Genomic DNA, 21533 nt, shown 5'->3' with positions numbered 1-21533 from the left:
GGGTGGATCAGGCGCGGGTCACCCCAGTGCGAGCGCCACCAGGGCCACCGTCGCCGCCGACTCCTCCACCGCCCCGAACACATCGCCCGTCACCCCGCCGAACCGCCGCAGGCAGCGGCGCAGCAGCAGCGCCGCCGCGCCCATCGCGGCCCCGGCCGCCAGGACGTTGTGGACCGCGTCGTACGGCGAGAACAGCAGGCCCGTCACGGCGCAGAGCACCAGGACCACCGCCGTCGCGAGGGTCGCCGAGCGGACCGGGACCGTCGCGGCGACGATCGCGCCGAGGCCCTCGGGCCGGGCCGCGGGGACGCCGTGGCGGGAGGCGTGGGTGAGGGCGAGGCGGGCGACGGTCGCGGCGAGGGCGGTGCCGGCCGCGCCGTGCGCCCAGCTCTCCCCGTACAGCTCGAAGAGGGCCGCGACCTGGGCGAGCAGGACGAGCAGGAGGACGATCACGCCGAACGGGCCGACGTCCGACTGCTTCATGATGCGCAGCGCGTCCTCGGCGGGCTTGGCGCTGCCGAGGCCGTCGGCGGTGTCGGCGAGGCCGTCGAGGTGGAGGCCGCGGGTGAGGACGGCGGGGACGGCGGTGCTGACGACGGCGGCGAGCAGCGGGCCCGAGCCGAGCGCCAGGAACGCTCCGCCGAGCGCGGCGGCGCAGAGGCCGACGACCAGACCGGCCAGCGGGGCGCAGAGCATGCCGGCCCGCGCCGCGTCCCGGTCCCAGCGGGTGATGCGGGCGGGGAACACCGTGAGGGTGCCGAAGGCGAAACGCAGGCCGTCCATCCGGGCAGGGTAATCGCCGCCCCCGGACGGTAGATTGCGCATATCGCGCATATCGGAACGGGGTGGCATGGGTCACTGGTTCTCCCGCAACATCGTCGAGCCGGGCAAGCTCCCGATGCTCCTCGCGCTGACCTCGTTCGTCGTGACGTTCCTGGTCACCCGGACCGTCACCCGCCTCATCCGGGCGGGGAAGGGGCCGTTCAAGAACGTGTCCTCCGGCGGGCTCCACATCCATCACGTCGTGCCGGGTGTGGTCCTCACCGTCCTCGGCGGATTCGGCGCGGTGGCCAGCGACCGGCACGGGGTCGGCGGGGCCGTCTTCGCGGTGGTCTTCGGGATCGGTGCCGGCCTCGTCCTGGACGAGTTCGCGCTGATCCTGCACCTCGACGACGTGTACTGGAGCGACGAGGGCCGCAAGAGCGTCGAGGTGGTCGTCCTCACCGCGTCCCTGGTCCTGCTGGCCCTGAGCGGCTTCTCACCACTCGGCGTCGACGACATGAGCTCCGGCGAACGCCAGGACCGGGCCGCGTTCATCCTGACCCTGGTGGTGAACTTCCTCTTCATCCTGATCACCCTGGTGAAGGGGAAGTTCCGGATGGCCGTGATCGGGACCCTGGTCCCGTTCGTGGCGATCGTCGGCGCCGTCCGCCTCGCCCGCCCCGGCTCCTGGTGGTCCCGCCGGTTCTACGGGCGCCGCCACCGGGCACGGGCCCGCTCCCGTATCCGCACCTACCGGCACGACAAGCGCTGGACCAGGATCCGGCGCCGCTTTCAGGACCTGATCGGCGGCTTCCAGGAGCGGGTCCCGGGCCGGGGCTCCGGCTCCGGCTCCGCCCCGTCCTGACGGCGCTCCCGCCACGCCTGGAAGGCGATCAGGACCAGGACGGCCGCGATGGCCGCCAGATGCTCCTTGCCCGCGAGGTTCGTCTTGATGATCACCTCCACGACCATCGCCACGACCACCAGCGCGCCCGTCCACCGGGCCCCGAGCCGCCAGCACACGTACACGGCGAGGCCGACGACGGCGGCCGACGGCCCGGTGTCGACGACCTGCGCGTCGGAGGCGGGCAGCCCGAGCGGGCCGTCGGGCCCGAGCGCGATGCCCACGCGCGCGTACAGCGTCCCGGCGAGCGTGGCCAGATAGGCGACCGTGAGGGTCCGCCACCGGCCGAGACAGATCTCGGCGATCCCGAACACCAGCAGGACCTGGGCGAGGGCGCCCCACACCGGCAGGTCGAGCGCGGGCACGAAGAGCGAGAGCGGGGTCCGGAGCAGCGAGAGCCACAGAGGGTCCTCGGCCCGTACGGAACCGATGTCCTGGACCGCCTGATAGCCCCAGTCCTGGTTCTGCACCACCTGGAACAGGGCGGTGAGACAGACCGCGGCGAGCGTCATCGGGACCGCCCTCCACCGCTGCGTGACGAGCGCCGTCCGTACGGTGGAGAACAGCGGCCCCCACTCGCGGCGGGCGAAGTCCCGGAAGCCCCGGCTCAACGGCCGCCCTCCAGATGTCTGCGGTGCAGCCACTTCGGCAGCCCGGGGGCCTCCAGGAACCCCTCCGCACGGCCGGCCGCGAGGCCGATGCGCAGCAGGTCCGCACTCTTCTCGAAGAGCATGAATCGGGGCTCCCAGATCGGTCGGTACTTGGCGTTGGCGCGATACAGCGACTCGATCTGCCACCAGCGGGAGAAGAAGCTGAGCAGTGAACGCCACATGCGCAGCACGGGTCCCGCCCCGAGCTTCGAGCCACGTTCGAAGACGGAGCGGAACATCGCGAAGTTCAGCGAGACCTGAGTGATCCCGATCTCCTTGGCGCGCTGGAGGAGTTCGATGACCATGAACTCCATCAGACCGTTCTCGGAGTCGCGGTCGCGGCGCATCAGGTCGAGCGAGAGCCCCTGCGGCCCCCAGGGCACGAAGGACAGCACGGCCCGCAGCGCCCCCTGCTCGTCGGTGCACTCCAGCATCACGCAGCGGCCGTCGTGCGGGTCCCCGAGCCGGCCGAGCGCCATCGAGAAGCCGCGCTCGGTGGCGCCGTCCCGCCAGTCGTCGGCCTTGCGCAGCAGCTCGGCCATCTCGTCGGCCGGGATGTCCTCGTGGCGCCGGATGCGGACCTCGTAACCGGCCCGCTTCACCCGGTTGAAGGCCTGCCGCACCGTCCGCATCGCCCGGCCGTCGAGGGTGAACTCGTCGGTCTCCACGATCGCCTCGTCGCCCAGCTCCAGGGCGTCCAGACCGTGCCGGGCGTAGATGGTGCCGGCCTCCTCGCTCGCCCCCATCACGGCCGGGATCCAGCCGTGCTCGCGGGCCTCGGCGAGCCAGGGCTCGATGGCGCCGGGCCAGGCCTCGGGGTCGCCGATCGGGTCGCCGGACGCCAGCGACACCCCGCCGACCACCCGGTAGGTGACGGCGGCCTTCTCGCTCGGCGACCACACGACGCTCTTCTCGCGGCGCAGCGCGAAGTAGCCGAGCGAGTCGCGGTCGCCGTTCTTGTCCAGCAGCAGCCGCAGCTTCTCCTCGTCCTCCTCGGTCAGCGGGTCGACGGCCCGGCGGGAGCGGAAGGCGGCGAACAGCACCGCGATGAGCAGCAGCGTGGACAGCACGTTGATGGTGACGTCGACCCAGCCGGGGGTGCTGATCCCGGCGATACGGGAGTCGTCGGCGGCCAGGGTGATCAGCCGCATCACGCCGTACCGCCACCGCTCCAGGAAGGTGGAGGGGGTGGTGGCGGTGTTGGTGACGGTGACCAGGACGGCCGCGAGCAGCGAGGTCACGAGCAGTCCGCCGACCGCCACGATCGCGGCCAGCCACGGGTTGGAGCGGTCGCCCTTCGCGTAGAACTCCTTGCGGCCGAGCAGCAGCGCGAGGACGAACACAGCGGTCAGGCCCAGCGAGATCCAGTTCTGGGCGTGCTGCCGGATCTCGGGGAAGATCATCACCAGCGCGAAGAGCAACAGGAAGAGCCCGCTGAGCACCAGGTTGAGGATCCACGCGGCTCGCTTGCGGCGCCGCATGGTGATCGCCAGGAAGAGCGTGAAGACCCCCGAGGCGAAGCCCGCGGTGAGCATGTACGGGGTGAAGTAGTTGTCCTCGTTGTGGCGGCGCAGGTCCTGCCCGAAGGAGACCCACACGGCACTCAGGAAATTGATGAACGTGACGACGCGCAGATACCAGACGGCGAACGCGGCGCTGCGCCGTGAACGGGCGGTGGTACCCCGGGGCGCTCCTTCGGCGGACAAGCGGGCCTCTCCCATGAAAAGCGATCATATGGGGCGTGCCGCTCGCCGTGCGGAGACGCCGGAGACGGCCACGCGCGCGTCGCGCCCGGCCGCTGTCCCGGCGTCGGTGGGTCCGTCTCCCCGCGTCGGACCCCGCCGTCAGAGCCCGGAGTCGCCCTCGGCGTCCGGAGCGGTCGGGTCCGGACGTTCGGGCAGCTCCGCGGCGAGCGCCGCCGCGGCCCTGACGAGGGGAAGCGCGAGCAGTGCCCCGGTTCCCTCACCCACATGGACGCCGTGGTCGAGCAGAGGGTTGAGCGCCATCCGGTCCAGCGCCTTCGCCTGCGCCGGCTCCCCGCTCACCTGGCCCGCCAGCCACCAGTCCGGCGCCCGGAACGCCGCCCGCTGCGCCACCAGCGCGCAGGCCGCGCCCACCACACCGTCCAGGATCACCGGCATCCGCCGCACCGAGGCCTGGAGCAGGAACCCGGTCATCGCCGCCAGGTCCGCCCCGCCGACCGCCGCGAGCAGTTCCAGCTGGTCGCCGAGCACCGGCCGGGCCCGCCGCAGCGAGTCCCGGACCGCCGCGCACTTCCGCATCCACGCCAGATCGTCGATCCCGGCGCCGCCCCGGCCGGTGACCACGGAGGCGTCCGTCCCGCACAGGGCCGCGATCAGCGTCGACGCCGAGGTCGTCCCGCCGACGCTCAGATCACCGAGCACCACCAGATCGGTGCCCGAGTCCGCCTCCTCGTCGGCGATGGCGATGCCCAGCCGGACCGCCGCCTCGGTCTCCTCGACCGTCAGCGCGTTCTCGATGTCGATCCGCCCGCTGCCCCGCCGCACCCGGTGGCGCACCACATCGGCGGGCAGCAGCTCCGGGTCGCAGTCCAGCCCGGCGTCCACGACCCGCACCGGGACCTCCGCCGAGCGGGCGAGCACCGCGACCGGGCTCGCCCCCTCCAGGACCGCGCGCACCAGCTCGTGCGCGGTGCCCGCCGGGCGCCCCGACACGTCGAGCGAGGCGATCCCGTGATCGCCCGCGAAGAGCACCACCTTCGGCTGCTCGATCGCCCGCACCTCGGCCGAGGCCTGCGCGGCCGACAGCCACTCACCCAGCTCGTCGAGCCGGCCGAGCGCGCCCGGCGGCACGGTCAGCCGCTCACGGCGCTCCTCGGCGTCACGCCGGATCCCCCCGTCGGGGCGCTCGATCAGATCGGAGAAGTCGTCCAGGTTCACGGGTTTCCGCCTTGTGACAATCAGCGAGGGCCATAGGTGCTCGCACCCTACCCGCGCAGTACGAACGGCTGACCGGCGACCACGAGGAGGACCTCCTCGCACTCGTCGGCGAAGGCCGCGTTCAGCCGGCCCAGCTCGTCCCGGAAGCGCCGCCCCGCCGCCGTCGCCGGCACCACCCCCGAACCCACCTCGTTCGTCACCGCGACGACCGTGCGACGGGTGGCCCGCACCGCGGCCACCAGCTCCGCCGTCCGCTCCCGCAGCGCCGTTTGCCCGCCGCCCGCCCACGTTTCGTCGTCCCAGGCGCCCACCCGGTCCATGGCGTCCGTCAGCCACAGCGACAGACAGTCCACCAGGAGCGCGGGCCCGTCCCCGTCGAGCAGGGGTACGAGATCGCAGGTCTCGGCGGTACGCCAGGAACCCGGCCGCCGCTCTCGGTGCAGGCCCACCCGCTCCGCCCACTCGGGGTCGCCCTCCCGGGTCCCGCCCGTCGCCACGTACAGCACCTCGGGGAAGGACTCCAGGCGCCGTTCGGCCTCCACGGACTTGCCCGACCGGGCGCCGCCGGTCACCAGCGTCCGGCGCGGCACGTCCGGCACCTCGTGGTACTCGCCCACGTACAGCGTCGTCCCGTCCGGCACCGCCCGCGCCCCCGCCGCCGTGAGCCGCCGGTCCAGCTCCGCGCCCGTCGGCGCGTCGTGGTCCAGATGGACGGCGATCACCTCGGTCGCCGGGCCCACCGCGCCGGTCGCCCGCAGCCTGGCCAGCGCGTCCGGCCGGCCCGTCACATCGGCGACGACCATGTCGTACGGCGTCCGGTGGTCCTCCGGGAGCCCCGCCGGAGCCCCGCCGGGCGGCAGATAGAGGAGCCGCTCGCCGCCCGCCGAGGTCACCTCGTACCCGGTGCCGGGGGAGTCCATCGCGACCGCCCGCACCCGGTGCCCGGAGATCAGCGTCAACTCCCGGCCGTCCGGCACCCGCCCCGCCGTCGGAAGCCCGGCGGGCACCTCGACGGCGGGCCCGTCGTGCGGATGCGTCAGCAGCACCTGCCGTACGCCCACCAGCGAGTGCCCCGAACGGGCCGCCGCCAGCGCGGCCCCCGGGGTCAGATCGAGCAGCAGGGCCCCGTCCACCAGCAGCGCCGTCGCGGCGCGGACCCGGGGGCCGAGGGAGAGCGCGCACACGGCGCAGGGGCAGTCGGGGCGGGGGAGGCCGAGCGGGGCGCCGGTGCCGAGCAGAGTCAGTTCCACCCTCAGATCCTCCCGCGCCACCGCGAGCCGTGCGCGCCCGGCTACTCTGCGGGCAGGAAACCGATCATCCGGTGAGCGCCAGGAGGCGGACATGGCATGGACGTGGCGGTTCGAGAAGTCCGACGGCACGGAGGTCGAGCCGGTGGTGACTCCGGAGGAGTTCACCACCCAGGGCGACGCGGAGAGCTGGATCGGCGAACACTGGCGTGACCTCCTGGGCGGCGGCGCGGCCCAGGTGACGCTGTCGGAGGACGACACGAAGATCTACGGCCCGATGCCCCTCGACGCGGAGGGCTAGGACCTGTCGTCACACTCCCGTCGTCGCCCGGCAGGCGGGAGTGTGACGCCAGGCCCCGGGGCGCCCGGCGGCCGGGGAGGGGGGTGCGGGGGACGCGGTCCCCGGCACCCCCTTCGGCCCGCCCCGGGGCGCCCGGGGGCGAGTGGCTCCGGCCGGGCCTCGGAGCTCCGGGCCCGGCGCTTCCCGCCCGGCCCGGGGCTTTCGGGTTCCGTGCCTCCGCCCCCTCGGATCCGGGGTGCGTCACATCTCGCCCAGGGTGATCTCCGTCTTCTGGGTCTTCGTGCCACGGACGTACGTCGTCGTCACCTTGTCGCCCGGGTTCATCGAGGCCAGTGCCTCCGCCAGGGACGTGATCGTCGTGATGTCGGTGTCCCCGAGCCGGGTGATCACGTCGCCCGGCTTCAGGCCCGCCTTGCCCGCCGCGCCGTCGGCCGGCGCCTCGACCACCGCGACGCCCGCGGGGTTGTAGTTGTCGTCGAGCACCGTACGGCCGGTGATGTTCAGGGCCGCCCGGCCCGAGTCCGTCACCTTGCCGTCCTTGATGATCTGGTCCGCGATCGTCCGGACCATCGACGCCGGGATCGCGAACCCGATCCCCGGAGCCGAACCGCCGCCCAGCTCCGGATCGGTCGCCGCGAGCGTCGGGATGCCGATCACCTGGCTGTCGAGGTTCACCAGGGCGCCCCCGCTGTTGCCCGGGTTGATCGCCGCCGAGGTCTGGACCATGTTCGCGATGGTGGCGCCGGTCCCGCCACCGGTCTGCCCCTCGCTGACCGTGCGGCCGGTCGCCGAGACGATGCCCTGTGTCACGCTGCCGGACAGACCGAGCGGGGAGCCCATCGCGAGGACGATCTGCCCCATGTCGACGCCGGAGGAGTCGCCGAACTTCGCCGCCTTCAGGCCCTGCGGCAGCGACTCCAGCTTGATGACCGCGAGGTCCTGCTCGGGGTACGAGGAGACGAGCCGGGCGGTGACCGCCTGCCCGCCGGTGGCGGCGGCGACCTTGAAGGTCTTCTCCTGGCCGATCACGTGCGCGTTGGTGACGACATGGCCCTTGTCGTCGTAGACCACTCCGGAGCCGAGGCTCGCGCTCGCGTCGATCTGCACCACCGACGGCAGGACGTTCCGGATGACGGCCTGGTAGTCGTCCTGGAGCTGGTTCGAGGAGAGCGGCGCCGCCGCCTGGGTGGAGCGCTCGGGCGCGGTCGCGGCCCCGCCGGAGGAGCACCCGCCGGCGAGCGCGGCGGCGCACACCGAGGCGGTCAGAGGGAGGAGGAGCCGGGGCGTACGGGCACGGGCACGCGCAGGGGCGCGAGATACGTCCATGTCCGGAGTATCCGTTTCATCCCGCCCCCGGGCCCGGCGGACTCACCCGATCAGGGGTGCGGGACCCCGAACCGGGGCCCCGCGTACACGGCGGCGGCGACCGTACGGCGGTCGCGCCGCGTCAGCCCCGTACCCCGCAGAGGTGCAGCAGCGCCGCCAGCCGCCGGTACGGTTCCGTGCGGCCCGCCCGGTCTTCGGAGGCGAGCAGCCGGTCCAGCTCATCAGCGGCCGGCAGCCCCGCCTCGCGCGGGATGCCGTCGGTGAAGACCCGCACTCCGTACCAGGCGTGCAGCGGTGCCGCGATGCCCGCCAGCGTCGCCGTCAGCGCGTCCAGGCGGTCGGCCCGCACCTTCACGCCGTTGTCGTCGGTGTAGACGTCCGAGTCGAAGGCGGTGAGCGTCCCGGACCAGTCCCCGGCGAGCCCCGGCCGCATGGCGAGGGCCTCCGCGTTCCGTACGACGAGGGAGAGGAGTCCGCCGGGGGCCAGCATCCGGGCCAGGCCGGCGAGCAGCGCGTCGGGCTCGTCCGCGTACATGAGCACGCCGTGGCAGAGGACCACGTCGAAGCTGCCGGGGAGGAAGTGCACCCCGGTCTCGCGCCCGTCGCCCTCGATCAGCCGGACCCGCTCGCGGATCCCGGCCGGCTCGGTCGCCAGCGAGTCGCGGGCCGCCTTCAGCAGGTCCGGATCGGCTTCGAGACCGGTGACGGTGTGCCCCGCGCGGGCGAGGCGCAGCGCCTGAGTGCCCTGGCCCATGCCCGCGTCGAGGATGCGCAGCCGCTGGCCCACCGGGTAGCGGCCGGATATCTGCTCGTCGAGCTGACGGGCGACGATCTCCTGCCGGATGGTGTCGCGCAGCCCGCCGGAGCCGGTGGGCCAGTGCGCGACGGGCAGCACGGGGCCGCCCGACTCCGACGTCGCCGCGCCGAAAGCACGCTCGACGGGCTGCTCCGAGCTGTCGGCGCTCAGGGCCGCTCTCCGCGCTTGACCTGCGGCTTGGGCAGTCGCAGGCGGCGCATCTGGAGCGTACGCATCAGGCCGTAGGCGATGGCGCCACGCTTCGGCTCGTTCGGGAAGCGCTCGTTGAGCTGCTTCCGGAGCCGGATCCAGATGCCGATCGAGTCGATGACGATCAGGATGATCACGCCGAGCCAGAGCAGCAGCGAGATGTTCTGCAGCCCCCGGTTGGCGTTGCCGAACAGCGACAGCACGAGGATCACCACGGCCATCGGCAGGAAGTACTCGGCGATCGCGAAGCGCGAGTCGACGAAGTCGCGCACGAAGCGGCGGACCGGACCCTTGTCACGGGCCGGCAGATAACGCTCGTCACCGCTGGCCAGCGCCTCGCGCTGGCGGGCCAGGTCGGAGCGGCGTGCCTCGCGCTGGCGCTTGGATGCCTCCTTGCGGTCGGTCGGCACCGTCGCGGCGCGACGGCGCTGGGTCTGCGCCTCACTCCGCTTCGGCGTCGGGCGGCCCTTGGGGGCCTCGGGGTCGCGGGGCTGCTTGGAGAGGTCCGCCGTCACCTTGTCGGTGGGGGCCTTCTCTTCCTTCGAACGGCTACGGAACACAAAACCCAAGGGTACGGGGTGGTGGGCATGAACCCCAGGCAGGGCGGGAACGATCTGATAGCAATGCTTCGAAAAGATCTTGAAAAATTCTTCGGCATTGGCGGAGCGACAGCGGAGCGGACTGCGTCTTCGAGGTGTGCGTACGCGATGTGTGCGCGGTTCGTACGCGGTTCGTACGTGGGACCACCGAGGGTTCCCCTAGATCCATCTACTCCCTGCGCGGGAGGGAGCACCGGACGTAGTCGTCCTTGGGGAGGAGCGCATCACGCTCCGAACAGTGCGGTAATGGAGACAGGGCCCGTAGTGTGGATCCTGTCGTAGAGCTGGAGCCGAAGTCCGTCAGAAGGGGGCGCGCGAAGCCCATGAGCGGTGTCATGAAGCGTATGGGGATGATCTTCCGCGCGAAGGCGAACAAGGCCCTTGACCGGGCCGAGGATCCGCGCGAGACGCTCGACTACTCGTACCAGAAGCAGTTGGAGCTGCTGCAGAAGGTGCGGCGCGGCGTCGCCGACGTCGCCACCTCCCGCAAGCGGCTGGAACTCCAGCTGAACCAGTTGCAGGGCCAGTCCTCCAAGCTGGAGGACCAGGGCCGCAAGGCGCTCGCCCTCGGCCGCGAGGACCTGGCGCGCGAGGCGCTGTCCCGGCGGGCCGCGCTCCAGCAGCAGGTCAGCGACCTGGAGGTGCAGCACCAGACGCTGCAGGGCGAGGAGGAGAAGCTCACGCTCGCCGCCCAGCGCCTCCAGGCCAAGGTGGACGCCTTCCGCACCAAGAAGGAGACCATCAAGGCGACCTACACGGCGGCCCAGGCGCAGACCCGGATCGCCGAGTCCTTCTCCGGTATCTCGGAGGAGATGAGCGACGTCGGCCTCGCGATCCAGCGGGCCGAGGACAAGACCGCCCAGCTCCAGGCGCGCGCAGGCGCGATCGACGAGCTGCTCGCCTCCGGCGCCCTGGACGACCAGTCCGGGCTCGGGAAGGACGACCTCCAGGCGGAGCTGGACCGGCTGTCCGGCGGTACGGACGTCGAGCTGGAGCTCCAGCGGATGAAGGCCGAGCTGGCGGGCGGCCCGTCGGCCCAGCAGCAGGCGATCGAGGGCGGTGGCGCGGCGGCGCCCCAGGACAACACGCAGCAGTCCCACCCGCGGTTCGAGAAGTAGGCGACAGACAGGACGCGTCATGATCGTGCGGATCATGGGGGAGGGCCAGCTGAAGCTGGCCGACAGCCACTTCGTCGAGCTGAACAAGCTGGACGACGAGCTGCTCGCGGAGCTGGAGTCGGGGGACGAGGAAGGGTTCCGGCGCACGCTGGGCGCCCTCCTCGACGCCGTGCGGCGGTTCGGCGAGCCACTGCCGGACGACGCCCTGGAACCCTCGGAGCTGATCCTCCCGTCTCCGGGCGCGGGCCTGGACGAGGTCAAGGAGATGCTCTCCGACGACGGCCTGATCCCGGGCTGACCGGGGGCTTGATTCCGGCCGATCGGCGGGGTGCGAACCCCGGCCGGTCCCGGGCTCACCACACGTCCCGGTCCCGGCCGATCGGCGGGGTGCGAACCCCGCCCCATTCCGGGCCGACCGTGCTGTACGACGAGTCCCGTCGCCCTCCGGGGTGGCGGGACTCCGCGCTTTCCCGTACGGGTCCCGCCTCCCGCCCCGTACCGTTGTTCCCCGTGACCCCCACCGGCCCTGCCACCGGCACCCGCTTCGCCCGCTTCCGCGACTGGTTCCGCGGGCATCCGCTCGCCTTCGACGCGACCGTGGCGTTCGGCGCGCTCATCTGCATGATCGCCGGGTCGTTCACCGATCCGCACGGCAGCCGGACCGGGCCGACCTTCGGCGACCACGTGCCCGGCGTGACGAGCGTCCTGATCATGGTCGCCGGGGCCGTCGCGCTGGTGCTGCGCCGCCGCTTCCCGCTCCGGGTGCTCTGCTTCACCGTGGCCGTCACCCTCGTGGAACTGATCGGCGACAACCGGCCCGCCCCCATCGCCATGAGTGCCGTCGTCGCGCTCTACACGGTCGCCTCCCGCACGGACCGGCCCACCACCTGGCGGGTCGGCCTCGTCACCATGGCGCTGCTGACCGTCGCGGCCATGGCCTTCGGCCCCACCCACTGGTACGCGCAGGAGAACCTCGGCGTCTTCGCCTGGACGGGCATGGCGGCCGCCGCCGGTGACGCCGTGCGCAGCCGGAGGGCCTTCGTCGACGCGATAAGGGAGCGCGCCGAACGGGCCGAGCGGACCCGCGAGGAGGAGGCCGGCCGCCGGGTCGCCGAGGAGCGGCTGCGGATCGCCCGCGACCTCCACGACGTCGTCGCCCACCACATCGCCCTGGTCAACGTGCAGGCGGGCGTCGCCGCCCACGTCATGGACAAGCGCCCCGACCAGGCCAAGGAGGCCCTCGTGCACGTCCGGGAGGCCAGCCGCTCCGCCCTCGACGAGCTGCGCGCCACCGTCGGCCTGCTGCGCCAGTCCGGCGACCCGGAGGCGCCCACCGAACCGGCCCCCGGCCTCGCCGTCCTCGACGGGCTCCTCGACACCTTCCGCAAGGCCGGCCTCCCGGTCGCCCTGGCCCGTACCGACGGCGAGTCGCCGCTGCCCGCGACCGTCGACCTGGCCGCGTACCGGATCGTGCAGGAGGCCCTGACCAATGTGCGCAAGCACGCGGGACCGGACGCGGAGGCCGAGGTGAGCGTCGTCCGGGTGGGCCGTACGGTCGAGATCACCGTCCTCGACAACGGCGGCCCGCCCGCAGCCGGGGACCCCGCTCCCCACGGCGGCCACGGCCTCCTCGGCATGCGCGAACGGGTCGGCGCCTTCGGCGGCACCCTGACCGCGGGCCCCCGGTACGGCGGCGGGTTCCGGGTCCAGGCGATACTGCCCGTGACGTCCCGAACGGGGGAGGACCGATGACGATCCGGGTAGTGCTCGCCGACGACCAGGCCCTGCTGCGCAGCGCCTTCAAGGTGCTGGTCGACTCCGAACCGGACATGGAGGTCGTCGGCGAGGCCGCCGACGGCGCCCAGGCCGTGGCCCTCGCCCGCTCCGAGAAGGCCGATGTCGTCCTCATGGACATCCGGATGCCGGGCACGGACGGCCTCGCCGCCACCCGCATGATCACGGCCGACCCGGAGCTGTCCGAGGTGCGGATCGTCATGCTGACCACCTTCGAGGTCGACGAGTACGTCGTGCAGTCGCTGCGCGCCGGCGCCTCCGGCTTCCTCGGCAAGGGGGCCGAGCCCGAGGAACTGCTCGGCGCGATCCGGATCGCGCACGCGGGCGAGGCGCTGCTCTCCCCGGCCGCCACCAAGGGCCTGATCGCCACGTTCCTCGCGCAGGGCCCCGGCGCGGAGGACGTCGGCGGGGGCGGTGCGGCCCGCACCGAGCGGCTGTCCGCGCTCACCGCCCGGGAGCGCGAGGTCCTCGTCCTGGTCGCCGGCGGCCTCTCCAACGACGAGATCGCCGACCGGCTCGACGTCAGCCCGCTCACCGTGAAGACCCATGTCAACCGGGCCATGGCCAAGCTCGGCGCCCGCGACCGGGCCCAGCTGGTGGTCACGGCCTACGAGTCCGGTCTCGTACGCCCCCGGGTGGAGTGAGCGCGTACTCCAGACGCGGTATGCGCCGGATAAGGATCTGGACCCGGGGACCGAGGACTTCCGGCGCTCGATGGCAGATCGTATAGACGGGGGGCGCCCCCGGCGGATCCAGCGGATCCCGGCCGGGGTCTTGGCTGCTCCCGCCTGTCGACGAGTACGCCACAGAAGAGAGACCCCATGTCCTGGCTGTCCAGATTCAGCCTCGCGCAACGGGCCCTGATCGGGCTGATCTCCATCGTCGCGATCGTGTTCGGCGCGATCGCGATCCCGCAGCTGAAGCAGCAGTTGTTCCCCTCGATCGAGCTGCCGATGGTCTCGATCCTCGCCCCCTACCAGGGCGCCTCTCCCGATGTGGTCGAGAAGCAGGTCGTGGAGCCCCTGGAGAACAACCTGAAGGCCGTCGACGGCCTGAAGGGCGTCACCTCCACCGCCTCCGAGGGCATGGCCCTCGTCATGGCCTCCTTCGACTACGGCGACGAGTCGACGAAGCAGCTCGTCGCCGACGTCCAGCAGGCCGTGAACCGGGCCCGCGCCCAGCTGCCCGACTCGGTCGACCCGCAGGTCGTGGCCGGCTCGACGGACGACATACCGACCGTCGTCCTCGCCGCCGCCTCCGACAAGGACCCGCAGGCGCTCGCCGACCTCCTGGAGCGGACCGTCGTGCCCGCCCTCGAGGACATCGACGGCGTCGGCCAGGTCTCCGTCAGCGGCGTCCAGGACCTCCAGGTCTCCGTCACCCCGGACGACACGAAGCTCGCCGCGGCCGGACTCAACTCCATGAAGCTCGCCGAGGCCCTCCGCTCCGGCGGCGGCACGATCCCGGCCGGCTCCTTCTCCGAGGCCGGGAAGAACCGCACCATCCAGGTCGGCGGCGGCTACACCTCGCTGCGCCAGATCGAGGACCTGCGCATCCCCGCGGCCGTCCCCGGCAAGGGCAAGGCGGTCCGGCTCGGCGATGTCGCCACCGTCCGCCAGCAGGAGTCGCCGCGCGTCTCCCTGACCCGGACCAACGGCAAGCCCAGCCTCGCCGTGATGGCCACCATGGACAAGGACGGCAGCGCCGTCGCGATCTCCGACGCCGTCAAGGAGAAGCTGCCCGAGCTGCGCGCCGCCCTCGGCGCGGGCGCCGAGCTGACCGTGGTCTCCGACCAGGGCCCGGCCGTCGCCAAGGCCGTCTCCGGACTGACCACCGAGGGCGCGCTCGGCCTCGTCATGGCCGTCCTGGTGATCCTGGTCTTCCTCGCGTCGATCCGCTCGACCCTGGTGACCGCCGTCTCCATCCCGCTCTCGGTCGTCCTCGCCCTGATCGTGCTGTGGACCCGTGACCTCTCGCTCAACATGCTGACGCTCGGCGCGCTCACCATCGCCATCGGCCGGGTCGTCGACGACTCGATCGTGGTCCTGGAGAACATCAAGCGGCACCTGGGCTACGGCGAGGAGCGCCAGACCGCGATCCTCACCGCCGTCCGCGAGGTGGCGGGCGCCGTCACCTCCTCGACCCTCACCACCGTTGCCGTCTTCCTGCCGATCGGCCTGGCCGGCGGCATGATCGGCGAGCTGTTCGGCTCGTTCTCGCTGACGGTCACGGCGGCCCTGCTCGCCTCGCTGCTCGTCTCGCTGACCGTGGTCCCGGTCCTCTCGTACTGGTTCCTGCGCGCCCCCAAGGGCACCCCGGACGATCTGGCGGAGGCCCGCAGGCTGGCCGAGGAGAAGGAGGAGAAGAGCCGTCTCCAGCGTCTCTATGTGCCGGTCCTGCGGTTCGCGACCCGGCGCCGGCTGACCAGCCTCGCCATCGCGTTCGCCGTCCTCGTCGTCACCTTCGGCATGGCCCCGCTCCTGAAGACGAACTTCTTCGACCAGGGCGAGCAGGAGGTGCTCAGCATCCGGCAGGAGCTGGCGCCCGGCACCGGCCTGGACGCCTCCGACGCCGCCGCGAAGAAGATCGAGAAGCTCCTCGCGGACACCGAGGGCGTCAAGGACTACCAGGTCAACGTCGGCTCGTCCGGCTTCATGGCGGCCTTCGGCGGCGGCACCGGCACCAACCAGGCCACCTACCAGGTCAGCCTGGAGGAGTCCGCCTCCTCCGAGAAGGTCCGCGAGACCATCGAGAAGGGCCTCGGCTCCCTCGACGGCATCGGCGACACCACCGTCTCGGCCGGCGGCGGCTTCGGCAGCCAGGACCTGAGCGTGGTCGTCAAGGCCGGCGACGCCGAGGTCCTCAGGAAGGCCTCCGAGCAGGTCCGCGCGGCGGTCGCCGGGCTCAAGGACGTCACCGACGTGCAGAGCGACCTCTCGCAGTCCGTGCCCCGGATCTCCGTCAGGGCCAACGCCAAGGCGGCCGACGCGGGCTTCGACTCCACCTCGCTCGGCATGATCGTCGCCCAGGCCGTTCGGGGCACCCCGGCCGCCAAGGCGATCCTCGACGACAGCGAGCGGGACGTCCTGATCACCTCGGCGCGTCCGGCCACCACCCTGGCCGGGCTCAAGGCCCTGCCGCTCGGCCCGGTGAAGCTGGGCGACATCGCCACCGTCGAGCTGGTCCCCGGCCCGGTCTCGATGACCCGGATCGACGGCGCCCGCGCCGCGACGATCACGGCCAAGCCGGTCGGTGACAACACCGGCGCGGTGAGCGCCACCCTCCAGTCGAAGATCAAGTCCCTGGATCTGCCCGAGGGCGCCTCCGCCACCATCGGCGGTGTCTCCGAGGACCAGTCCGATGCCTTCCTCAAACTGTTCCTGGCGATGCTCGCGGCCGTCGCGATCGTCTTCATGCTCCTGGTCGCGACCTTCAGGTCGCTGATCCAGCCGCTGATCCTGCTGGTCTCGGTCCCGTTCGCGGCCACCGGCGCGATCGGTCTCCTGGTGGTCACCGACACCGCGATGGGCGTACCGGCGATGATCGGCATGCTGATGCTGATCGGCATCGTCGTCACCAACGCCATCGTCCTGATCGACCTGATCAACCAGTACCGGGCCCAGGGCCTCGGCGTCGTCGAAGCGGTCATCGAGGGCGGCCGGCACCGGCTCCGCCCGATCCTGATGACCGCCCTGGCGACGATCTTCGCCCTGCTGCCGATGGCGCTCGGCATCACCGGCGAGGGCGGCTTCATCGCCCAGCCGCTGGCCGTGGTGGTGATCGGCGGTCTGATCACCTCGACGCTGCTGACCCTGCTGCTCGTCCCGACGCTCTACGCGATGGTGGAGCTCCGCAAGGAGCGCCGCGCGAAGAAGAAGGCGGCGAGGAAGGGCGGGGCGCCCGGCGAGACGGCGGTCCCGCCGCAGGCGAAGGAGCCGGCCGCGGTCTGATCCGTACGGCATGACGAAGGGGCGCCCCACGAGCTCGTGGGGCGCCCCTTCCGGCGTACGTACGGGAGAACCGTTACGGCAGCGCCAGCATCCGCTCCAGCGCGAGCTTGGCGAAGCTCTCCGTCTCCTTGTCGACCCGGATTTGGTTGACGAGGTTGCCCTCGGCCAGCGACTCCAGGGTCCACACCAGGTGCGGCAGGTCGATGCGGTTCATGGTCGAGCAGAAGCAGACCGTCTTGTCGAGGAAGACGACCTCCTTGTCCTGGTCGGCGAAACGGTTCGCCAGCCGCCGGACGAGGTTCAGCTCGGTGCCGATGGCCCACTTGGAACCGGCCGGGGCCGCCTCCAGGGTGTTGATGATGTACTCGGTCGAGCCCACGTAGTCGGCGGCGGCGACGACCTCGTTCTTGCACTCGGGGTGGACGAGCACGTTCACGCCCGGGATGCGCGCGCGCACGTCGTTCACCGAGTCCACCGAGAAGCGGCCGTGCACCGAGCAGTGGCCCCGCCACAGGATCATCTTGGCGGCGCGCAGCTCCTCGACGGTCAGCCCGCCGTTGGGCTTGTGCGGGTTGTAGAGCACGCAGTCGTCCAGGGACATGCCCATGTCGCGGACGGCGGTGTTGCGGCCCAGGTGCTGGTCCGGCAGGAACAGCACCTTCTCCCCCTGCTCGAAGGCCCAGTTCAGGGCCCGCTCGGCGTTGGACGAGGTGCAGATCGTGCCCCCGTGCTTGCCGGTGAAGGCCTTGATGTCGGCCGAGGAGTTCATGTACGAGACGGGCACGACCTGCTCGGCGATGCCGGCCTCGGTCAGCACGTCCCAGCACTCCGCGACCTGCTCGGCGGTGGCCATGTCGGCCATCGAGCAGCCGGCCGCCAGGTCCGGCAGGACGACCTTCTGCTCGTCGCCGGTGAGGATGTCGGCCGACTCCGCCATGAAGTGCACACCGCAGAAGACGATGTACTCGGCCTCCGGCTTGGCGGCGGCGTCGCGGGCGAGCTTGAAGGAGTCGCCGGTGACGTCGGCGAACTGGATGACCTCGTCGCGCTGGTAGTGGTGGCCGAGGACGAAGACCTTGTCCCCGAGCTTCTCCTTGGCGGCGCGGGCGCGCTCCACCAGGTCCGGGTCGGAGGGAGACGGCAGATCGCCGGGACACTCCACGCCGCGCTCGCTCTTCGGGTCGGCCTCGCGACCGAGCAGGAGCAGGGCGAGCGGCGTCGGCTGTACGTCGAGCTCAGGACGGGTTTGGGCCGTGGTCACGTCACGCACCCTTTCTTCGGGGAACCTTTTCGTCGAAATGACGCTATCTATCATAACCCCTTCACGTCACGTTGACGATGTCCATAGTGTCGATGTGACGAATTCGCCTTCGCCGTCCCTGGCCTTCGTCGTCCCCGCAGCTGGACAGGGTGTGCGAGCATGAAGGGGGAAAGACCCCACGCGGCCCGGAATGAATCCGGGGCACCGTCGGTTGCAACCGTCGGCAAGCAGTCTCCGTACACACCGGGAGAGAAGCAGATGTCCGTATCGGACGAGAAGACCACTGTCAGCGACGGCATCCTCCTGTCCGACGCCGCCGCGGCCAAGGTCAAGGCCCTCCTCGACCAGGAAGGCCGCGAGGATCTGGCCCTGCGCGTCGCCGTTCAGCCCGGTGGCTGCTCCGGCCTGCGTTACCAGCTGTTCTTCGACGAGCGTTCGCTCGACGGCGATGTCGTGAAGGACTTCGACGGCGTCAAGGTCGTCACCGACCGCATGAGCGCCCCGTACCTGGGCGGCGCCTCGATCGACTTCGTCGACACCATCGAGAAGCAGGGCTTCACGATCGACAACCCGAACGCCACGGGCTCCTGCGCCTGCGGCGACTCGTTCAGCTAAGCCGTACGTACGTGAGGGCGGCGGCCCGGGATCACTCCCGGGCCGCCGCCCTCACGCATGCCCCGGCCGGACCGGCTCCCCGGCCCCGGTCCCGGCGGTTCAGCGCCGCGGCACCGCCGCGCCGCTCGCCGCGTCGACCACCGGACGGGAGCCCAGCGGCACCTGGAGCGTCACGGTCCGGGTGAACTCCTTGGCGACCATGACGCAGACCCGGTCCGGGTCGACCGGCGCCTCGGTGATCCGCACCGCCACCCGCTCCGGACGCTCCTCGGCCGTCACCCCGTACGTGCTGCACACCCCGCCCCAGAAGGTGACCGCGAGCTTCCGCCCGCCGTCCTCCGAGCGGTACGACTCGACCTGCCGTGCCGGCGCCGTGCCGCCGTCCCCGGGAGGAGGCGTCGGCGAGGGCTTCGCGGGCGGCGCCAGGTACTCCTGCGCCACCGCCGTCTCCGGCACCGTGTACGGCGCCCCGTCGTCCGGGTCCGCCGTGAACAGCCAGGACGGCACGAGCAGCCGCTCGCCGTCCACCTCGCGCGCGGCCAGACCGAACACCGCGCCCGTCACCGCCACCCGCTCCGGCTGCGCCCTGTCCACGACCGTCCGGCAGGGCCCGCCGGGCTCGGTCTGCCCGTCGCTCTCGATCTTCCCGCTCCCGATGACGTCACCCGGCGACGAAGGCGGCCCGGTCGGGCAGCCCCCGACACCGACGGGGCCGGCGCCCTTGGACTCGTCGTTCAGCGCGGCGAGCGCCTTCGACGCCCCGACCACCGGATACGTGGCGCCGCGCACCGGCACCTTGAGCATCCCGCTCCCGGAGACCGGCTTCCCGTCCCGCCCGATGTGCAGCCCCGTCGACCAGCCGTAGGTCGGCAGCCCGCTCACCACCGGATCGGCGTTGACCACCCGCACCGAACCGTTCACCACCTGGCTCGCGGTGACCTTCGCGCCGTCCTGGCCGAGCGCCTTCAGGACCGGAGCCGCCGCCGCCTTCGCCGCCGCCTCGCTCAGCGGCGTACCGCCCGGCGACTGCTTCGAGGGCTCGCCGGGCGGCGGGCAGGCCTTGCCCTTCAGGCAGGTGTCGCCGACCGGTCCGCCGTCGTACCAGGAGTACGTCCAGTTCCCCGGTGCCCGCTTCGCCACGTCGAGCCGCGGCCCCGAACCGTCCTTCTCGGGCCGGATCGTCCAGACGTCCCCCACCAGGGCCGGACGGCCGGAGACGCCCAGCGCGCCGGCCAGCCTGGTCACCTCCGCGGAGGTGACCAGGCCCTCGGGCCGGTGGACCGCGGCCGAGGAGGGCCCTTGGGGGAGTGGGCCCTTGGCTGTGTAGACGGTCCCGTTCGGACCGCCGCCGGGGTCGGGCTCGCCGGGCGCGATCCCGGGACCGCCCCGGGTGGCGCTCTCGCCGCCGGTGCCCGTACCGCCGCCGCCTCCGAGCCGCAGCGGCGGTGGGGGCCCGGCCGCGTCGGCGGCCCGGCCCGCCGGTCCGGTGTCGTCACCGGACGCCGTGCCGGCCAGGTAGACCCCGCCGCCCCCGGCGAGCAGCACACCCGCCGCCACCGAGGCGGCCAGGATGTTCCGTCGCCTCCGTACGTTCTCCGTACCGCTCACCGCAAAGCTCCTTCGTCTCGACCGGACGCCGATGGGACGGAGCGGGCGGGCGGACGGTTCCGTCCGTCAGCCCCCGTATTCGGCCGTGGCGTCGATCAGCCGTGCCGAAGCCGCCGGTACGACGACCCCGTGGATCAACGCCGGGGAGACCGGGACGGGTACGGGGGAGGCGGGGGTCACCCAGTGCGGAGCCATCAGAGCGCTGTCACCCCGCAGGTCGGCGAGGCTCAACTCGGACTCGTGTCGCTCACGTGAAGCGGGGTAGAGGGTCATGGGCGCACCGTAAGCACCGCACGCCCCCGGGGAAAAGGCCTACTCTGGGGTAGTTTCCACTGTTCGGCAGGCGCGCCCCCACCCGGTAGCGTGAACTGTCTGTCATTGCCGCCTTCCCGCAGGAGCACCCCGCCGTGCGTATCGCAGTCACCGGCTCCATCGCCACCGACCACCTCATGACCTTCCCCGGCCGGTTCGCCGACCAGCTCGTGGCCGACCAGCTCCACACGGTGTCGCTCTCCTTCCTCGTCGACAACCTCGACGTCCGGAGGGGCGGTGTCGGCCCCAACATCTGCTTCGGCATGGGCCAGCTCGGCGGCAGCCCGGTCCTGGTGGGCGCGGCAGGCTACGACTTCGACGAGTACCGGGGCTGGCTCGACCGGCACGGCGTCGACACCGGCTCGGTGCGGATCTCCGAGGTCCTGCACACCGCCCGCTTCGTCTGCACCACGGACAAGGACCACAACCAGATCGGCTCCTTCTACACGGGCGCGATGAGCGAGGCCCGGCTGATCGAGCTCAAGGCCGTCGCCGACCGCGTCGGCGGGCTCGACCTGGTCCTGATCGGCGCCGACGACCCCGAGGCGATGCTCCGCCACACCGAGGAGTGCAAGACGCGCGGCATCCCCTTCGCCGCCGACTTCTCGCAGCAGATCGCCCGCATGGACGGCGAGGAGATCCGCACGCTCCTCGACGGGTCGACCTACCTCTTCTCCAACGAGTACGAGAAGGGCCTCATCGAGTCCAAGACCGGCTGGACCGACGCCGAGATCCTCGCCCGCGTCGGCCACCGGGTCACCACCCTCGGCTCGCGCGGTGTGCGCATCGAGCGCGTCGGCGACACCCCGATCGAGGTCGGCTGCCCCGAGGAGACCGCCAAGGTCGACCCGACCGGCGTCGGCGACGCCTTCCGCGCCGGCTTCCTCACCGGCCTGTCCTGGGGCGTCGGCCTGGAGCGCGCCGCGCAGGTCGGCTGCATGCTGGCCACCCTGGTCATCGAGACCCTCGGCACCCAGGAGTACACCCTGCGCCGCGCCAACTTCATGGAGCGCTTCACCAAGGCCTACGGCGAGGACGCCGCCGCCGAGGTCCGGTCGCACCTGACCTGACGCCACCTGCCCGGGGCCCGCGCACGCGGGCCCCGCAGCATGTCCGGGCACACCGGGGCCCGCGCGCACGCGCGGGCCCCGTGGCGTAT

The 21533-nt window shown here is 72.2% G+C and carries 20 protein-coding genes; 9 read left to right on the top strand and 11 right to left on the bottom strand.

Annotated elements, in window-relative coordinates; all coding sequences use genetic code 11:
• Positions 1 to 18: 18 nt before the first annotated feature.
• A complete protein-coding gene (gene cobS / locus V4Y03_RS08630; protein WP_332434533.1) occupies positions 19 to 783 on the bottom strand; it encodes an adenosylcobinamide-GDP ribazoletransferase in 765 nt (254 codons plus the stop codon).
• A gap of 67 nt (positions 784 to 850) precedes the next feature.
• Between cobS and V4Y03_RS08625 the strand changes: the two genes are divergently transcribed.
• Positions 851 to 1627 (top strand): hypothetical protein, encoded by a 777-nt coding sequence (locus V4Y03_RS08625; RefSeq protein WP_317877920.1) that lies wholly within the window; start codon positions 851 to 853, stop codon positions 1625 to 1627.
• On the opposite strand, the gene V4Y03_RS08620 is transcribed toward V4Y03_RS08625, so the two are convergent.
• From V4Y03_RS08620 to V4Y03_RS08605, 4 genes are all read right to left on the bottom strand, one after another.
• Positions 1555 to 2277, bottom strand: coding sequence for a hypothetical protein (locus tag V4Y03_RS08620; protein ID WP_332434532.1), 723 nt, complete (start codon positions 2275 to 2277; stop codon positions 1555 to 1557). The genes V4Y03_RS08625 and V4Y03_RS08620 overlap by 73 nt on opposite strands.
• Positions 2274 to 4037, bottom strand: a complete 1764-nt coding sequence (locus V4Y03_RS08615) for a phosphatidylglycerol lysyltransferase domain-containing protein (protein ID WP_332434531.1) — start codon at positions 4035 to 4037, stop codon at positions 2274 to 2276. The genes V4Y03_RS08620 and V4Y03_RS08615 overlap by 4 nt, the downstream gene beginning before the upstream one ends.
• Before the next feature lie 123 nt (positions 4038 to 4160).
• Positions 4161 to 5237, bottom strand: a complete 1077-nt coding sequence (gene cobT, locus V4Y03_RS08610) for a nicotinate-nucleotide--dimethylbenzimidazole phosphoribosyltransferase (RefSeq protein WP_317877923.1) — start codon at positions 5235 to 5237, stop codon at positions 4161 to 4163.
• A gap of 47 nt (positions 5238 to 5284) precedes the next feature.
• Entirely contained in the window at positions 5285 to 6487 is a 1203-nt protein-coding gene (locus tag V4Y03_RS08605) for a bifunctional adenosylcobinamide kinase/adenosylcobinamide-phosphate guanylyltransferase (RefSeq protein ID WP_332434530.1), read from the bottom strand.
• A gap of 91 nt (positions 6488 to 6578) precedes the next feature.
• On the opposite strand from V4Y03_RS08605, the gene V4Y03_RS08600 reads away from it, so the two are divergent.
• On the top strand, positions 6579 to 6785 hold the full coding sequence (locus tag V4Y03_RS08600; protein ID WP_317876086.1) for a hypothetical protein: 207 nt from the start codon (positions 6579 to 6581) through the stop codon (positions 6783 to 6785).
• Positions 6786 to 7025: 240 nt separating this feature from the next.
• Here V4Y03_RS08600 and V4Y03_RS08595 read toward each other — a convergent pair whose 3' ends face one another.
• The 3 genes from V4Y03_RS08595 to V4Y03_RS08585 form a co-directional block, all read right to left on the bottom strand.
• Positions 7026 to 8111, bottom strand: coding sequence for a S1C family serine protease (locus tag V4Y03_RS08595; RefSeq protein ID WP_332434529.1), 1086 nt, complete (start codon positions 8109 to 8111; stop codon positions 7026 to 7028).
• A 121-nt stretch (positions 8112 to 8232) separates the two neighbouring features.
• Positions 8233 to 9006: a methyltransferase domain-containing protein gene (locus V4Y03_RS08590; protein WP_317876084.1), complete on the bottom strand. Its 774-nt coding sequence runs from the start codon at positions 9004 to 9006 to the stop codon at positions 8233 to 8235.
• Between the two features lie 68 nt (positions 9007 to 9074).
• Positions 9075 to 9677, bottom strand: coding sequence for a DUF3043 domain-containing protein (locus tag V4Y03_RS08585; RefSeq protein WP_317876083.1), 603 nt, complete (start codon positions 9675 to 9677; stop codon positions 9075 to 9077).
• 362 nt (positions 9678 to 10039) lie between these two features.
• Here V4Y03_RS08585 and V4Y03_RS08580 point away from each other — a divergent pair, with 362 nt between their 5' ends.
• The 5 genes from V4Y03_RS08580 (at position 10040) to V4Y03_RS08560 (ending at position 16578) form a co-directional block, all read left to right on the top strand.
• Positions 10040 to 10834, top strand: coding sequence for a PspA/IM30 family protein (locus V4Y03_RS08580; RefSeq protein ID WP_317876082.1), 795 nt, complete (start codon positions 10040 to 10042; stop codon positions 10832 to 10834).
• A 19-nt stretch (positions 10835 to 10853) separates the two neighbouring features.
• Positions 10854 to 11132, top strand: a complete 279-nt coding sequence (gene pspAA, locus V4Y03_RS08575; RefSeq protein ID WP_332434528.1) for a PspA-associated protein PspAA — start codon at positions 10854 to 10856, stop codon at positions 11130 to 11132.
• 212 nt (positions 11133 to 11344) lie between these two features.
• A complete protein-coding gene (locus V4Y03_RS08570) occupies positions 11345 to 12586 on the top strand; it encodes a sensor histidine kinase (RefSeq protein WP_332434527.1) in 1242 nt (413 codons plus the stop codon).
• Complete coding sequence (locus tag V4Y03_RS08565; protein ID WP_317876079.1) at positions 12583 to 13272, top strand: response regulator transcription factor; 690 nt, start codon at positions 12583 to 12585, stop codon at positions 13270 to 13272. The genes V4Y03_RS08570 and V4Y03_RS08565 overlap by 4 nt, the downstream gene beginning before the upstream one ends.
• A 177-nt stretch (positions 13273 to 13449) precedes the next feature.
• Positions 13450 to 16578: an efflux RND transporter permease subunit gene (locus V4Y03_RS08560; protein WP_332434526.1), complete on the top strand. Its 3129-nt coding sequence runs from the start codon at positions 13450 to 13452 to the stop codon at positions 16576 to 16578.
• 73 nt (positions 16579 to 16651) lie between these two features.
• Here the strand turns inward: V4Y03_RS08560 and nadA are convergent, their stop codons facing one another.
• Positions 16652 to 17848 (bottom strand): quinolinate synthase NadA, encoded by a 1197-nt coding sequence (nadA, locus tag V4Y03_RS08555; protein WP_332434525.1) that lies wholly within the window; start codon positions 17846 to 17848, stop codon positions 16652 to 16654.
• 249 nt (positions 17849 to 18097) lie between these two features.
• On the opposite strand from nadA, the gene V4Y03_RS08550 reads away from it, so the two are divergent.
• Positions 18098 to 18454 (top strand): HesB/IscA family protein, encoded by a 357-nt coding sequence (locus V4Y03_RS08550; RefSeq protein ID WP_015033024.1) that lies wholly within the window; start codon positions 18098 to 18100, stop codon positions 18452 to 18454.
• A 99-nt stretch (positions 18455 to 18553) separates the two neighbouring features.
• Here V4Y03_RS08550 and V4Y03_RS08545 read toward each other — a convergent pair whose 3' ends face one another.
• A complete protein-coding gene (locus V4Y03_RS08545; RefSeq protein WP_332434524.1) occupies positions 18554 to 20062 on the bottom strand; it encodes a hypothetical protein in 1509 nt (502 codons plus the stop codon).
• Positions 20063 to 20128: 66 nt separating this feature from the next.
• The gene (locus V4Y03_RS08540) at positions 20129 to 20335 is read right to left on the bottom strand and encodes a hypothetical protein (protein WP_332434523.1); all 207 of its coding nucleotides are present in this window, start codon (positions 20333 to 20335) and stop codon (positions 20129 to 20131) included.
• A gap of 134 nt (positions 20336 to 20469) precedes the next feature.
• Here V4Y03_RS08540 and V4Y03_RS08535 point away from each other — a divergent pair, with 134 nt between their 5' ends.
• Entirely contained in the window at positions 20470 to 21444 is a 975-nt protein-coding gene (locus V4Y03_RS08535) for a carbohydrate kinase family protein (RefSeq protein WP_332434522.1), read from the top strand.
• Positions 21445 to 21533: the final 89 nt, after the last annotated feature.

This window comes from Streptomyces sp. P9-A4, from assembly GCF_036634195.1.
Taxonomy (GTDB): domain Bacteria; phylum Actinomycetota; class Actinomycetes; order Streptomycetales; family Streptomycetaceae; genus Streptomyces.
Note: the sequence above shows the minus strand (reverse complement) of the source record. Positions and strands in the feature narration are given on the sequence as shown.